The 12,669-nt window shown below is 54.0% G+C and carries 15 protein-coding genes; 6 read left to right on the top strand and 9 right to left on the bottom strand.

The features are described 5' to 3' along the window. The first annotated feature begins 9 nt into the window (after positions 1–9). A complete protein-coding gene (locus tag RAC60_RS05630; protein ID WP_006121726.1) occupies positions 10–1,767 on the top strand; it encodes a sulfite reductase subunit alpha in 1,758 nt (585 codons plus the stop codon). Between the two features lie 107 nt (positions 1,768–1,874). On the opposite strand, the gene sspB is transcribed toward RAC60_RS05630, so the two are convergent. From sspB to zapE, 5 genes are all read right to left on the bottom strand, one after another. Next, complete coding sequence (gene sspB / locus RAC60_RS05635) at positions 1,875–2,360, bottom strand: ClpXP protease specificity-enhancing factor (RefSeq protein WP_006121725.1); 486 nt, start codon at positions 2,358–2,360, stop codon at positions 1,875–1,877. A 3-nt stretch (positions 2,361–2,363) separates the two neighbouring features. After that, positions 2,364–3,005 (bottom strand): stringent starvation protein SspA, encoded by a 642-nt coding sequence (gene sspA / locus RAC60_RS05640; protein WP_033739161.1) that lies wholly within the window; start codon positions 3,003–3,005, stop codon positions 2,364–2,366. Positions 3,006–3,321: 316 nt separating this feature from the next. Beyond that, the gene (rpsI, locus tag RAC60_RS05645) at positions 3,322–3,714 is read right to left on the bottom strand and encodes a 30S ribosomal protein S9 (protein ID WP_006121723.1); all 393 of its coding nucleotides are present in this window, start codon (positions 3,712–3,714) and stop codon (positions 3,322–3,324) included. A 15-nt stretch (positions 3,715–3,729) separates the two neighbouring features. Next, positions 3,730–4,158, bottom strand: a complete 429-nt coding sequence (rplM, locus tag RAC60_RS05650) for a 50S ribosomal protein L13 (protein ID WP_006121722.1) — start codon at positions 4,156–4,158, stop codon at positions 3,730–3,732. Between the two features lie 225 nt (positions 4,159–4,383). Further along, entirely contained in the window at positions 4,384–5,511 is a 1,128-nt protein-coding gene (zapE, locus tag RAC60_RS05655; protein ID WP_375092889.1) for a cell division protein ZapE, read from the bottom strand. A 177-nt stretch (positions 5,512–5,688) separates the two neighbouring features. Between zapE and zapG the strand changes: the two genes are divergently transcribed. From zapG to degS, 3 genes are all read left to right on the top strand, one after another. After that, on the top strand, positions 5,689–6,090 hold the full coding sequence (gene zapG / locus RAC60_RS05660) for a Z-ring associated protein ZapG (RefSeq protein ID WP_375092891.1): 402 nt from the start codon (positions 5,689–5,691) through the stop codon (positions 6,088–6,090). A gap of 109 nt (positions 6,091–6,199) precedes the next feature. Next, positions 6,200–7,576: a serine endoprotease DegQ gene (gene degQ / locus RAC60_RS05665; RefSeq protein ID WP_375092893.1), complete on the top strand. Its 1,377-nt coding sequence runs from the start codon at positions 6,200–6,202 to the stop codon at positions 7,574–7,576. Positions 7,577–7,665: 89 nt separating this feature from the next. Continuing rightward, positions 7,666–8,727, top strand: coding sequence for an outer membrane-stress sensor serine endopeptidase DegS (gene degS / locus RAC60_RS05670; RefSeq protein ID WP_033739158.1), 1,062 nt, complete (start codon positions 7,666–7,668; stop codon positions 8,725–8,727). Between the two features lie 120 nt (positions 8,728–8,847). Here degS and epmA read toward each other — a convergent pair whose 3' ends face one another. Then, on the bottom strand, positions 8,848–9,825 hold the full coding sequence (gene epmA / locus RAC60_RS05675; protein WP_033739156.1) for an elongation factor P--(R)-beta-lysine ligase: 978 nt from the start codon (positions 9,823–9,825) through the stop codon (positions 8,848–8,850). 134 nt (positions 9,826–9,959) lie between these two features. On the opposite strand from epmA, the gene RAC60_RS05680 reads away from it, so the two are divergent. After that, complete coding sequence (locus RAC60_RS05680) at positions 9,960–10,484, top strand: lipocalin family protein (RefSeq protein WP_289367762.1); 525 nt, start codon at positions 9,960–9,962, stop codon at positions 10,482–10,484. 49 nt (positions 10,485–10,533) lie between these two features. Here the strand turns inward: RAC60_RS05680 and RAC60_RS05685 are convergent, their stop codons facing one another. The 3 genes from RAC60_RS05685 to efp all read right to left on the bottom strand — a co-directional run bounded on the left by RAC60_RS05685 (position 10,534) and on the right by efp (position 11,522). Continuing rightward, positions 10,534–10,668: an entericidin A/B family lipoprotein gene (locus RAC60_RS05685; RefSeq protein ID WP_006121715.1), complete on the bottom strand. Its 135-nt coding sequence runs from the start codon at positions 10,666–10,668 to the stop codon at positions 10,534–10,536. A 106-nt stretch (positions 10,669–10,774) separates the two neighbouring features. Further along, positions 10,775–10,906 carry an entericidin A/B family lipoprotein gene (locus tag RAC60_RS05690; protein ID WP_006121714.1) on the bottom strand — a complete coding sequence of 44 codons (132 nt, stop codon included), beginning with the start codon at positions 10,904–10,906 and terminating at the stop codon, positions 10,775–10,777. Between the two features lie 49 nt (positions 10,907–10,955). Next, positions 10,956–11,522, bottom strand: a complete 567-nt coding sequence (gene efp, locus RAC60_RS05695) for an elongation factor P (RefSeq protein ID WP_006121713.1) — start codon at positions 11,520–11,522, stop codon at positions 10,956–10,958. A 40-nt stretch (positions 11,523–11,562) separates the two neighbouring features. Here efp and epmB point away from each other — a divergent pair, with 40 nt between their 5' ends. Continuing rightward, positions 11,563–12,591, top strand: coding sequence for an EF-P beta-lysylation protein EpmB (gene epmB / locus RAC60_RS05700; RefSeq protein ID WP_033739151.1), 1,029 nt, complete (start codon positions 11,563–11,565; stop codon positions 12,589–12,591). The last annotated feature ends 78 nt before the right edge of the window (positions 12,592–12,669 follow it).

Genomic DNA, 12,669 nt, shown 5'->3' on the forward strand with positions numbered 1-12,669 from the left:
AAGGTATCCATGAAAATTCCATACATTCCTGAAGATGCACCTTTCAATGGTGATCAGAAATACTGGCTGGCGGGCTTTCTGGCTGGCCTGCACTCCCGTTTGCTGGTGTTAGAAGACAAACAGCAACCTGCCGCGGGCAACGCCGCCGCTGCAACGACCCAACTGCACATTCTTTATGGTTCGCAGACCGGTAACGCTGAAGCTCTGGCCCAGTCTGCGGCCAAATCGGCCCGTGCTAAAGGCCTGGTGCCTGTCGTTCAGGCGCTGGGCGATGTGGATCTCGACGTGTTTGCCACAATGCGCCACGTGCTGATCGTCACCTCGACCTACGGTGAAGGTGAAATGCCGGACAATGCCCAGCTATTCTGGGACGCCATCTCCGCCAGTACCGCACCGCGTCTGGAGCAGATGCACTTTGCCGTTCTGGCTATCGGCGACACCGGCTATGACGGTTTCTGCCAGGCCGGTAAATTCCTGGATATGCGCCTGGAACAGCTGGGTGCCAAACGTGTTGTTGATCGTATTGACTGCGATATTGATTATGAAGAGCCTTCGCATGCATGGCTGAACAGCACGATGCCACAGTTCGCCAGCAGCGCAGGCAGCAGCGGCACGGTTCTGGAGAGCGCACCGGAAGCCCCGGTCATCCCCGGCAGCAACAAATCCAATCCCTATGCCGCAGCCCTCATCACCAACAAGCGCCTGTCGAGTGAGCAGTCTGCGAAAGACATTCGCCATTTCGAATTTGATCTGACTGACAGCGGTCTGAAGTACGAAGCGGGCGATGCGCTGGGTGTGATCCCGGTGAACGAACCGTCGCTGGTCAGCCTGCTGCTGACACAACTGAACGCCGATTATCAGACGCCCGTCCCCGGCTTCGACAGAAGTCTTGGCGATCTGCTGACCTACCAGTTTGAAATTTCTGAGCCTTCACGCAAGCTGATTGAGTGGGTTGGACAGAACACCACGAACCAGGAACTGCGTCACGTACTTCAGCACGATGATAAAGATGCCTTGGGTGTCTGGCTGTGGGGCAAAGATACGCTGGACCTGCTGCAACTTGAGCTGACCCGCAGCCTGAGCGTGCCTGAGTTCGTCGCCCTGCTGCGTCCGCTGCAGCACCGTGCCTACTCCATTTCGTCCAGTTCCAAAGCGCATCCTAACCAGGTTCACCTGACGATTGCGGCTGTGCGCTATCACAGTGGCGGCCGCAACCGTAGCGGAGTCTGTTCAACCTACCTGGCCGAGCGCGTGCGTCGTGGCGAAAAGCCGGCGATCTTTATTTCGCCGAATAAATCCTTCCGGGTTCCGGCCAACGGCAATGCGCCCATGATCATGGTCGGCCCGGGTACCGGCATCGCCCCTTTCCGTGCGTTCCTGCAGGAACGTCAGGTGACCGGTGCGCAAGGCAAAAACTGGCTGTTCTTTGGCGATCAGCATCAGGAGCATGACTTCATTTACCGTGAAGAACTGACGGCCTGGCATGAGAGCGGTTTGCTGACGCGTCTCGATCTGGCGTTCTCACGCGACCAGGACAAAAAGGTCTACGTGCAAAACCGCATGCTGGAACAGGGCGCAGAACTGTACGCCTGGTTGCAGGAAGGTGGGTATTTCTACGTCTGTGGTGATGCCTCACGCATGGCGAAAGACGTGGATAATGCGCTGTATGAAATCGTACGCCAGTTTGGTGGTCTGTCCAGCGAACGCGCGGCGGACTACATCGATCAGTTGAAGAAAGAAAAACGCTACCTGCGCGACGTGTACTAATCTCAGCCGCAGAAAGCAAAAATCCGGGTACGCTGTGCGCCCGGATTTTTTTCGCTCATCATTCTGACGATCAAAAAAAATGCCTGTCGGCTGACAGGCATTCTGAGTTATTTCACCACACGCAGTGCGGGACGACCGCCGCGCGGTGGCGGATCGTCATCAGGTGAGTTGTCGTCATCGCTGGCATCGTCAGGGCGATCGCCATCAATCACTGACATGACCGTCTCTTCCTGATTTTCCGGGAACGCCTGGGATGCCCCTTCATAAGCCGGTTCAGGCTCAAACATGGTCCCCGCACCGTTTTCACGCGCATAGATGGCCAGAATGGCCGCCATCGGCACGTTCACCTGGCGCGGCACGCCGCCAAAGCGGGCATTAAACGAGACTTCCTCGTTACCCAGCTCAAGATTGCCTACAGCGCGCGGCGCAATGTTGAGGACGATCTGACCGTCCCGTGCATATTCCAGCGGAACCTGAACGCCCGGCAGGTTGATATCGACCACCAGATGCGGCGTCAGCTGGTTATCCAGGAGCCAGTCATAAAAAGCCCGCAGCAAATAGGGGCGACGGGCCGTAAGTTGCGACATTTCCATAAATCAGCCCCGGGCTTGCAGGCGCATTTCACGTTCAGCTTCAGTCAGTGAAGCAAGGAAGGAGTCACGTTCAAATACGCGGTTCATATAGCCTTTCAGCTCTTTTGAGCCCGATCCCAGCAGATCGATGCCCATTGACGGTAAGCGCCACAGCAGCGGTGCTAGGTAGCAGTCAACCAGGCTGAACTCGTCGCTCATAAAGAAAGGTGAACGTCCAAACAGGGGGGCAATCGCCAGTAACTCTTCACGCAGCTGCTTACGCGCCGCTTCGGCTTCCTGACCGCTGCTGTTCTCGACCTTTCTCATCAGGCTGTACCAGTCTTGCTCGATACGGTGCATCATCAAACGGCTTTCGCCACGCGCAACCGGATAAACCGGCATCAAAGGCGGGTGTGGGAAACGCTCATCAAGGTATTCCATGATGATGCGTGATTCATACAGTGTCAGTTCGCGATCAACCAGCGTCGGCACAGTACGGTACGGATTGAGGTCAATCAGATCCTGCGGCAGGTTATCCATTTCGACCTGCTCGATCTCTACGCTGACACCTTTCTCGGCCAGCACAATACGCACCTGATGGCTAAAAATGTCAGTAGGACCAGAAAACAGCGTCATTACCGAACGTTTGTTGGCAGCGACAGCCATGAAAACCTCCCAGTTTGTTCACAAAAAGTTACTGCGAATGGCCAACCACACGGCGACTCACCTGCTCATAGAACTCGCTCGCAATCCGCGCTAACCACTCCCGACTGATGCCAGGCGCATAACGCGCCAGCTTGCGGGCGCAAAGTGACAGGGAGTTTACCAGATTTTAGGCAGCTTGTGGGCGGGGGAATGCATTTTTGCGGGTAAAATGCGAACAGCATTGTTGTTTTCTGTGACTGCGCCGCCTGGCATGAAAAGCAAAAAACCCGCCGAAGCGGGTTTTTTGTGCCAACTGTGACTGCCGAAGCAGCAACAATTAACGTTTGGAGAACTGAGGACGACGACGTGCTTTACGCAGGCCGACTTTCTTACGTTCAACCTGACGAGCATCGCGAGTAACGAAGCCTGCTTTACGCAGTTCGCCACGCAGTGACTCATCATACTCCATCAGAGCGCGGGTGATACCGTGACGGATCGCGCCTGCCTGACCAGAGATACCACCACCTTTAACGGTGATGTACAGGTCCAGTTTGCCAACCATATCAACCAGTTCCAGAGGCTGACGCACGACCATGCGTGCAGTCTCACGACCGAAATACTGCTCCAGAGAGCGTTGGTTGATGACGATGTTACCGCTACCCGGCTTGATGAAGACGCGTGCGGATGAGCTTTTGCGGCGACCAGTGCCGTAGTTTTGAGTTTCAGCCATTGCCTTTAATCCCGATTAAATGTCAAGAACTTGCGGTTGCTGTGCCGCATGGTTGTGCTCGTTACCTGCGTAAACTTTCAGTTTACGGTACATAGCACGACCCAGCGGGCCCTTCGGCAGCATGCCTTTAACCGCGATCTCAATCACGCGCTCAGGACGGCGAGCAATCATCTCTTCAAAGGTCGCCTGTTTGATACCACCGATGTGACCAGTGTGGTGATAGTAAATCTTGTCAGAACGCTTGTTGCCGGTGACAGCAACTTTCTCAGCGTTCAGAACGATGATGTAATCACCTGTATCAACGTGCGGAGTGTATTCCGCTTTATGCTTACCACGCAGACGGCGTGCCAGTTCAGTCGCCAGGCGACCCAAGGTTTTGCCAGTTGCGTCAACAACATACCAGTCACGTTGGACGGTTTCTGGTTTAGCTGTAAAAGTTTTCATCGAAAAGCTTACCCAAATTAAGTTACACGTTGGTGAAATCCCAAACGCTTAAGTAAACGAATGAGGCTCACACGACCATTTTGACCAGCAAGCCACCCCTTCGGATAGCGTTACCGGCGCGCAGAGGATTTGGGAAAAAAATCCAGTGCCGTAACGTGGGGTCGCAAGATTATAGAGAAGTCGATTACAAAAATCGAACTCTATTTTCATTTATTACCCGGAATCTCAGGGTAAATGCGCCAGCCGCAGATACTCTTCGCTCTGCATTTCCTGCAAACGCGACAGGCAGCGCTGGTATTCAAATTTCAGGCGCGTGCCCTGATAAATTTCGAACAACGAGGTTTCCGCGGCGACGACCAGTTTGACATGGCGCTCATAAAACTCATCCACCAGCGCCAGAAAACGCCGCGCCTGATCTTCCGTTTTATAAATCATGACCGGCACATCAAACAGCAGCACGCTGTGAAAGCGGCGCGACAGTTCGATGTAATCGTGCTGGCTGCGCCCTTCCCCACACAGGGTTTTGAAGTCGATTGCCACCACGCCTTCACTGACACCCAGCGTGGGCATTTTGCGATGGTTGATCTCCAGCACCGGTGCGCTGTCGCGTTTTTCCCCTGACAGCGCCTGGAACATGCGATCCATATCGGCGTAGGTTTCTGGCCCTAAAGGAGACTTCCACAGATGCGCCGACGTCAGCGTGCGCAGACGGTAATCAATGCCCGCATCAACGTTCATGACGTCACAATGTTGCTTGATCTGCTCAATGGCCGGCAGGAAACGCGCGCGCTGTAAACCGTTTTTATAGAGGTTATCGGGCGGAATATTCGAGGTGGCGACCAGGCTGATGCCCCGTTCGAACAACGCTTCCATTAACGTGCCCAGCAACATGGCATCCGTAATATCGGACACAAAAAATTCGTCAAAGCACAGAATATCGGTTTCGGCTTTGAAGCGATCGGCGATGATCAGCAGCGGATCGCTGTGCCCCTGCAGTTCGGTCAGCTCTTCGTGCACACGCAGCATAAAGCGGTGAAAATGTAAGCGCAGCTTGCGGTTGCCAGGAATAGACTGAAAAAACAGATCCATGACCCAGGTTTTCCCGCGCCCCACGCCGCCCCACATATACAAGCCACGTACCGGCGTTTTGACCCGGGACTTCTCTTTACCCATCAGCTTCGACAGACGACCAAACAACCCCTGCGAGGCAGGTTCAGTCGTCTGCTGGCGGGCGATGAGCCCTTGCTGGATAGCATCTAAGCGGGTGATCGCTTCACGTTGTACATCGTCGGGTTTAAAATCGCCCTGCGATAGCGCCTGCTCATAGCGGGCAAGCGGAGATGAGGTTTGCATGGTTCGCTCAGTGTCCCTGAATGTTGTCTTATTCACACATCGTTTGTCGAAAAAAAGGCCGCTCTACACTAAGGCATGGCGCTCCAGAGTTCCACATCCATAAGATTAACGGGTATAGTGACTATTATTAAGTGGTGCAACGCCCTACGGAACAACGGAAATAACACGGGAGTCATTATGACCTGGGAATACGGGCTAATTGGTTTAGTGGTAGGTATCATTGTCGGCGCAGTAGCTATGCGTTTTGGCAACAGGAAACTGCGCGAGCAGCGCAGCATGCAGTATGAGCTGGATAAAACGAAAGCCGAACTGGCTGATTATCGTGAAGAGCTGACCAACCACTTTGCGCAAAGCGCCGAGCTGCTTGACAACATGGCACGCGATTACCGTCAGCTTTACCAGCATATGGCGAAAGGATCTAATGACCTGCTGCCAAACATGCCTGGCGACAAAAATCCCTTTGCCTGGCAACTGACCGAAGCGGAAGCCGATAACGATCAGGCACCGGTTCAGATGCCACGCGATTACTCAGAAGGCGCTTCCGGTTTACTGCGCGGTGAACGCGCCTTGCGCGACTAAGCGCATCGGGCACAGCCACGCTGTGCCCGCTGTTTTTGCGAACCCCGGCCGCAAACGGCTGTCTCACTGATTTATTCCCCCCACTTTTTGCAGCGAGAGCGTTGTAGCAATGAAAAAACAAGCACGACTGTTAAGCGCGTTAGCCTTGAGTATTGGAATGAGTCTTGCCGCTGCGCCCGTCGCAATGGCGACGCTACCTGCACAGATTCAGGGGCAGCCACTGCCCAGCCTGGCACCGATGCTGGAAAAAGTGTTACCTGCCGTGGTCAGTGTGCATGTTGAAGGCACGCAGTCGGATTCACAGGCCCAGGATATTCCTGAACCCTTAAAGCGTTTCTTTGGCCAACTGCCTGGCGGCGGTCAGTCTCAGCCACAACCGTTTGAAGGCCTGGGTTCCGGCGTCATTATCGACGCCGCGAAGGGCTACGTGTTAACGAACAACCACGTGGTCAACGGCGCCGATAAAATCAATGTCCAGTTGGGCGACGGCAGTGAATATGACGCCAAACTCATCGGTCACGATGAACAAACGGATATTGCCCTGATTCAGATCCAGGGCGCTAAGAACCTGACGCAGATTAAAGTCGCGGATTCCGACCAACTTAAGGTGGGCGATTTTGCCGTCGCTATTGGTAATCCCTTTGGGCTGGGCCAGACGGCTACGTCCGGGATTATTTCGGCACTGGGCCGCAGCGGACTGAATCTTGAGGGGCTGGAGAACTTTATCCAGACGGATGCCGCCATCAACCGCGGTAACTCCGGCGGTGCGCTGGTGAATTTAAACGGCGAACTGATTGGTATTAACACCGCCATCCTCGCCTCCAGCGGCGGTAATATCGGCATTGGCTTTGCGATTCCAAGCGATATGGCAATCAACCTGGCCGATCAGTTGATTAAGTATGGCGAAGTCAAACGCGGTCAGCTTGGCATTAAAGGCACGGAAATGACTGCGGATATGGCCAAGGCGTTTAACGTCGATGCCCAGCGCGGTGCTTTCGTGTCTGAAGTTCTGCCGCAGTCGGCGGCACAGAAAGCCGGTATTAAGTCGGGAGATATCATTGTTTCTGTGAATGATAAACCCATCACCAGTTTTGCTGAGTTGCGCGTAAAAATCGGCACCACGGCACCTGGCGAGAAAGTGAAGCTGGGCCTGCTGCGTGAAGGCAAACCCGTCAGCGTTGAGGTCACTCTTGAGCAGAGTGCTCAGACAACCGCCAGCGCACAACTGCTGTCACCGGCTCTTCAGGGTGCCACGCTAAGCGATGGTCAAACGAAAACCGGTGATAAAGGCGTGAAGATTGACGGCATCGAAAAAGGCACGCCGGCTGAACAAGTGGGCCTGCAAAAAGATGATGTCATCATTGGCGTTAACCGCACGCGCGTCCAGAATATTGCCGAAATGCGCAAAGTGCTGGAAGCCAAACCACCTGTGCTGGCGCTGAATGTCATGCGCGGTCAGGAAAGCATCTATCTGTTATTGAGATAAACCACGCATAATGGCGGACACAAGCACGTGTGTGTCCGCCCCGCGCATGGTATTCTCCCCAACGTTCTCCCCTGACGTGATTTAACACCATGTTTCTTAAACTTTTGCGTTCAGTGGTGTTGGGACTGATTGTTGCGGGCATCTTGCTCGCAGCGTTGCCCGCACTGCGTTTGGGCGGTGCTGCCCTCTATAGTCAAAATGACAGTAACGATGAAACGCCCTTTGGCTTCAATCAAGGGGTGCGCCGCGCTGTGCCTGCCGTGGTCAACGTTTATAACCGCAGTACGCAAGGGAACAATAACCGTGGTATCACCACGCTGGGTTCCGGCGTGATCATGAATGCCAAAGGCTATATTCTGACCAACAAGCACGTCATTAATAATGCCGATCAAATCATCGTCGCCCTGCAGGATGGCCGCTTCTTCGAGGCGACGCTGGTTGGGTCGGATGCGATGACCGATTTAGCGGTGCTGAAAATCACCGCGCCGAATCTGCCGGTGATCCCCATTAATCCCAAACGTGTCGCACACATTGGCGATGTCGTGATGGCCATTGGTAACCCCTATAACCTTGGGCAAACGGTCACGCAGGGCATTATCAGCGCAACGGGTCGGGTCGGACTGAGCTCGTCAGGCCGCCAGAATTTCCTGCAGACCGATGCCTCCATTAACCAGGGCAACTCCGGTGGCGCGTTAATCAATTCGCTGGGCGAGCTGATGGGAATTAACACCCTGACCTTCGACAAAAGCAGCGACGGTGAAACGCCCGAGGGAATCGGTTTTGCCATTCCCACCGCACTTGCGTCGAAAATCATGGATAAGCTGATTCGCGATGGCCGGGTTATACGTGGCTACATCGGTATCACAGGGCGCGAAGTGCCCCCGCTGCACGGTCAGGGAAACAGTCTGGACAGAGTTCAGGGGATTATCGTCAGCGTCGTTACGCCCGGCGGTCCGGCGGATAAAGCCGGTATTGAGCCTAACGATGTGTTGCTGAGTGTGAACGGAAAACCGGCTATATCGGCACAGGAAACCATGGACCAGGTTGCCGAAATCCGTCCCGGCTCAGTGATTGATGTCCAGGTGCTGCGTAATGATAAGAAGCTGACCCTGCCGGTGACGATTCAGGAGTTTCCGGACAACAGTCAGTAGGCAAAACATTTTGACGGGAACGCCCGCGGAAAAAACAGACAAGGCCGCGCAATGCGCGGCCTTGTCTGTTTCTGGCTCAGGTCAGTAGGCTTCTCAGCGTAAGCTGGCGCGAAGCCTTGACTAGCAGCGGTCTACCGGAAAGGCGATAACCTCACTCAGCGAGTCGGCCTTCAGTGCCAGCATAATCAACCGATCTATGCCCAGCGCTACGCCTGAACAGGCTGGCATGCCATGTTCCAGCGCTGCCAGCAGGTAATGATCAATCGGGTGCTGCGGCAGCCCGCGTGCTGCACGGCGGCGATTATCCTGTTCAAAACGCTGACGCTGTTCACGGCTGTCCGTCAGTTCACGGAAGCCGTTCGCCAGTTCAATGCCCTTGTAATAAACCTCAAAGCGTTCGGCAACGCGATGGTCTTCTGTGCTGATCTCCGCCAGTGCCGCCTGGCTGGCCGGAAAGTGATAGACAAAACAGGGCTTATCCTGACCAATTTTGGGTTCCACGCCCAACATAAACAGCAGCATCAGCAAGGTATCGCGATCCTCTTCCCGATTCGCCAGCTCGCCCTCACCCAGCTTTTCTGCGGCCTCCCGCAATTGCGTTTTATCCGCAGAAAGCGGGTCCAGATCAAGATGACGAATAAACGCCTGCTGATATGAGAGGGATTCCGCGCTGTCGCACTCCAGCACCTGCTGAAGCAAATCGTCCACTTCGTTCATCAGCCGGTACATATCATAATGGGGGCGATACCACTCCAGCATGGTGAATTCAGGATTGTGGTGCCGTCCGGCCTCTTCATTGCGGAAACAACGTCCCATCTGATAAATCGGCCCGCTACCGGCTGCCAGCAGGCGTTTCATATGGTATTCCGGGCTGGTCATCAGCCAGAGGTCGCATCCGTCGGACATGCCGGGGCCGACAAACCGCGTCTGGAAAGGCACCAGATGGATATCGGTGACGGTCGCCTGACTCATGGCTGGCGTATCCACTTCCAGTACGCCACGATCGGCAAAGAAACGACGCACTTCAGCCACAATGCCTGCGCGTTTAATTAAATTGGCAATGGACGCGCCCGGTTGCCAGCTTGCCGTTTCACTCATGGTGATGACTCCTGATACAAATAAGGGTGGGAAGTCTACTCGCAATGGCGGTGCCAGACAATCATGGCGCAAAACTGTCCAATAAACTGGCCGGGTTCTATAATTAACAGGTTAAATAACAAAGGAATCTTTTTATGTCTCCATGGAAAACACTGGTCGCCAGCCTGAGTACCTTCTTGTCCGTTGCCTGCTCAACCACACCGCCGAAGAATGTTACCGTCGTTGAACACTTCGACAGTGAGCGTTATCTCGGTCAATGGTATGAGATTGCCCGGCTGAATCACGGCTTTGAACGCGGTCTTGAACAGGTGACGGCAAACTACAGTCCTCGGGAAGACGGCGGCCTTAAGGTGGTTAACCGCGGCTATAACCCGAAAAAGCAGCGCTGGCAGGAGAGCGTGGGCAAAGCTTACTTTACCGGCGACAAACAACGCGCCGCGCTCAAAGTTTCTTTCTTTGGCCCCTTTTACGGTGGCTATAACGTTATTGCGCTGGATCCCGACTACCGCTATGCGCTGGTCTGCGGACCTAACCGCCACTATTTATGGATTCTGTCCCGCACGCCGCAGCTGGACAACGACGTGAAGCAAAAACTGGTACAGCAGGCACGTCAGGCCGGTTTCCCGGTGAATGAGTTGATTTGGGTTAAACAGGGATAGAAGAGAAAATAAAGCCGGTACGAAAGACGTTCGTACCGGTTTTTGGAGCTTACTGCGCGCTACGTTGAATCGCCTGACCGCCTGCTTCAACGTCTTCGCCAACGCCACGCGTGGTATTACAGCCTGACAACAATGCTGATAACATCACCACAGAAAAAATCGCAACAATACTTTTCTTTAACATAAGCCAGTTCCTTTTTTACGTTGCATTAAAAGTACAGCTTTTAAAGCATAGACCGATTACGCCACGCTGCGAGCCTAACCCGCTGAAAAAAGGAAATTCTGCCGTGTTACTTCGCGGCGCGAGAAATAGCCCCACCCAGGTGAGAAACATCCTCGCCAAAACCGTGAAAGGTATTACAGGCGCTCAGTCCAGAAGAGACCAGCAACGCCAGCGCGATAAGTTTTGCCAGTTTTTTCATTGTTGAAACTCACATAAAAAAGGCGCATCACAGGATGCGCCTCTCAGGATTATTTTACGCGTGAAACGTATTCGCCAGAGCGGGTGTCCACTTTCACCACCTCGCCAATCTGAACGAATAAAGGCACTTTAATGACGGCGCCGGTAGACAGCGTGGCAGGCTTGCCGCCTGTACCCGCGGTATCGCCTTTCAGGCCTGGGTCAGTTTCAATCACTTCCGCTTCGATAAAGTTCGGTGGCTGAACTGCAATCGGTTTATCGTTCCACAAGGTTACGATACACTCCGCATTGTCCTGCAACCACTTCTGTACTTCATCCAGCACTTTAGCTTCAACCTGGTACTGCTCAAAGCTTTCCGGGTGCATGAAGTAGTAGAAATCGCCGTCGTTGTAAGAGTACTGCAGCGTCATATCCTTCACGTCTGCGCCTTCGGCAGAATCGGTTGATTTGAAGGTTTTCTCAACGCGTGAACCGGTCAGCAGACGACGCATTTTTACACGTGCAAACGCCTGACCTTTACCCGGCTTAACAAACTCGCTTGATTCGATGGCATAAGGTTCGCCTTCGAACATGATTTTAAGACCGGTACGGAAATCGTTGCTAAGATAAGTCGCCATAAAGGCCCTCTGTAGATATTAACTGGTAATAGCCAAAAAAATGGCACACATTGTAACCCTAAATTCCCCTTCCAGAGAAGATTGGTTGCAGCAACTTGCTGATGTTGTCACTGATCCTCATGAATTACTGCAACTTTTAGCGCTCGATCATCTTCCGGATCTGGCTGCTGGCAGCGATGCACGTCGGCTTTTTGCCCTGCGCGTGCCGCGCGCATTTATCCAGCGGATGAAAAAAGGCGATGCGCAGGATCCCCTTTTGCTTCAGGTATTGACCAGCCGCCAGGAATTCATTGAAGCGCCAGGTTATAGCACCGATCCGTTAGATGAGCAAAACAGCGTGGTGCCGGGATTACTGCACAAATACCAAAACCGGGCCCTGCTGCTGGTCAAAGGTGGCTGCGCCGTGAATTGCCGTTACTGCTTCCGCCGTCATTTTCCTTATCAGGATAATCAGGGCAATAAGCGTAACTGGCAGGCAGCGCTTGATTATATTGCCGATCACCCTGAACTGGATGAGATCATCTTTTCTGGCGGCGATCCGTTAATGGCGAAAGATCATGAACTCGCCTGGCTGATTGAGGCGCTGGCTGCCATTCCCCATCTGAAACGGTTACGCATTCACAGCCGACTGCCGGTGGTGATCCCTGCGCGCATTACGCAGGCGCTCTGTCAGACGCTGGCGGAAACGCGCCTGCAGGTTCTGATGGTCACCCACATCAATCATGCCAACGAGATCGATGACGCCCTCTGCGACGCCATGACGCGCCTTAAGCGCGCTGGCGTAACGTTACTCAATCAGAGCGTGTTGCTGCGCGGCGTGAACGATCGGGCGCAATGCCTTGCGGCATTGAGCAACGCACTGTTTGATGCGGGCATTCTGCCCTACTACCTGCACGTACTGGATAAAGTGCAGGGCGCGGCGCATTTCTATGTTTCGGATCAGGACGCGCGTGCCCTGATGCGCGATCTGCTGCCTTTGGTCTCCGGTTATCTGGTACCGAAGCTGGCGCGCGAAATCGGGGGGGAGCCCAGTAAAACCCCCCTGGATCTGCAACTTCGGCAGGAATAATCCGGCCCTGACAAGCCCTGTTTCGGCACTGAAGCAAAGCCTCGCGGAACGGTTGCACTTCAAACAAATACAGCCTCT

This window comes from Pantoea sp. BR_17 (genome assembly GCF_041955125.1).
GTDB classification, from domain to species: Bacteria; Pseudomonadota; Gammaproteobacteria; order Enterobacterales; family Enterobacteriaceae; genus Pantoea; species Pantoea stewartii.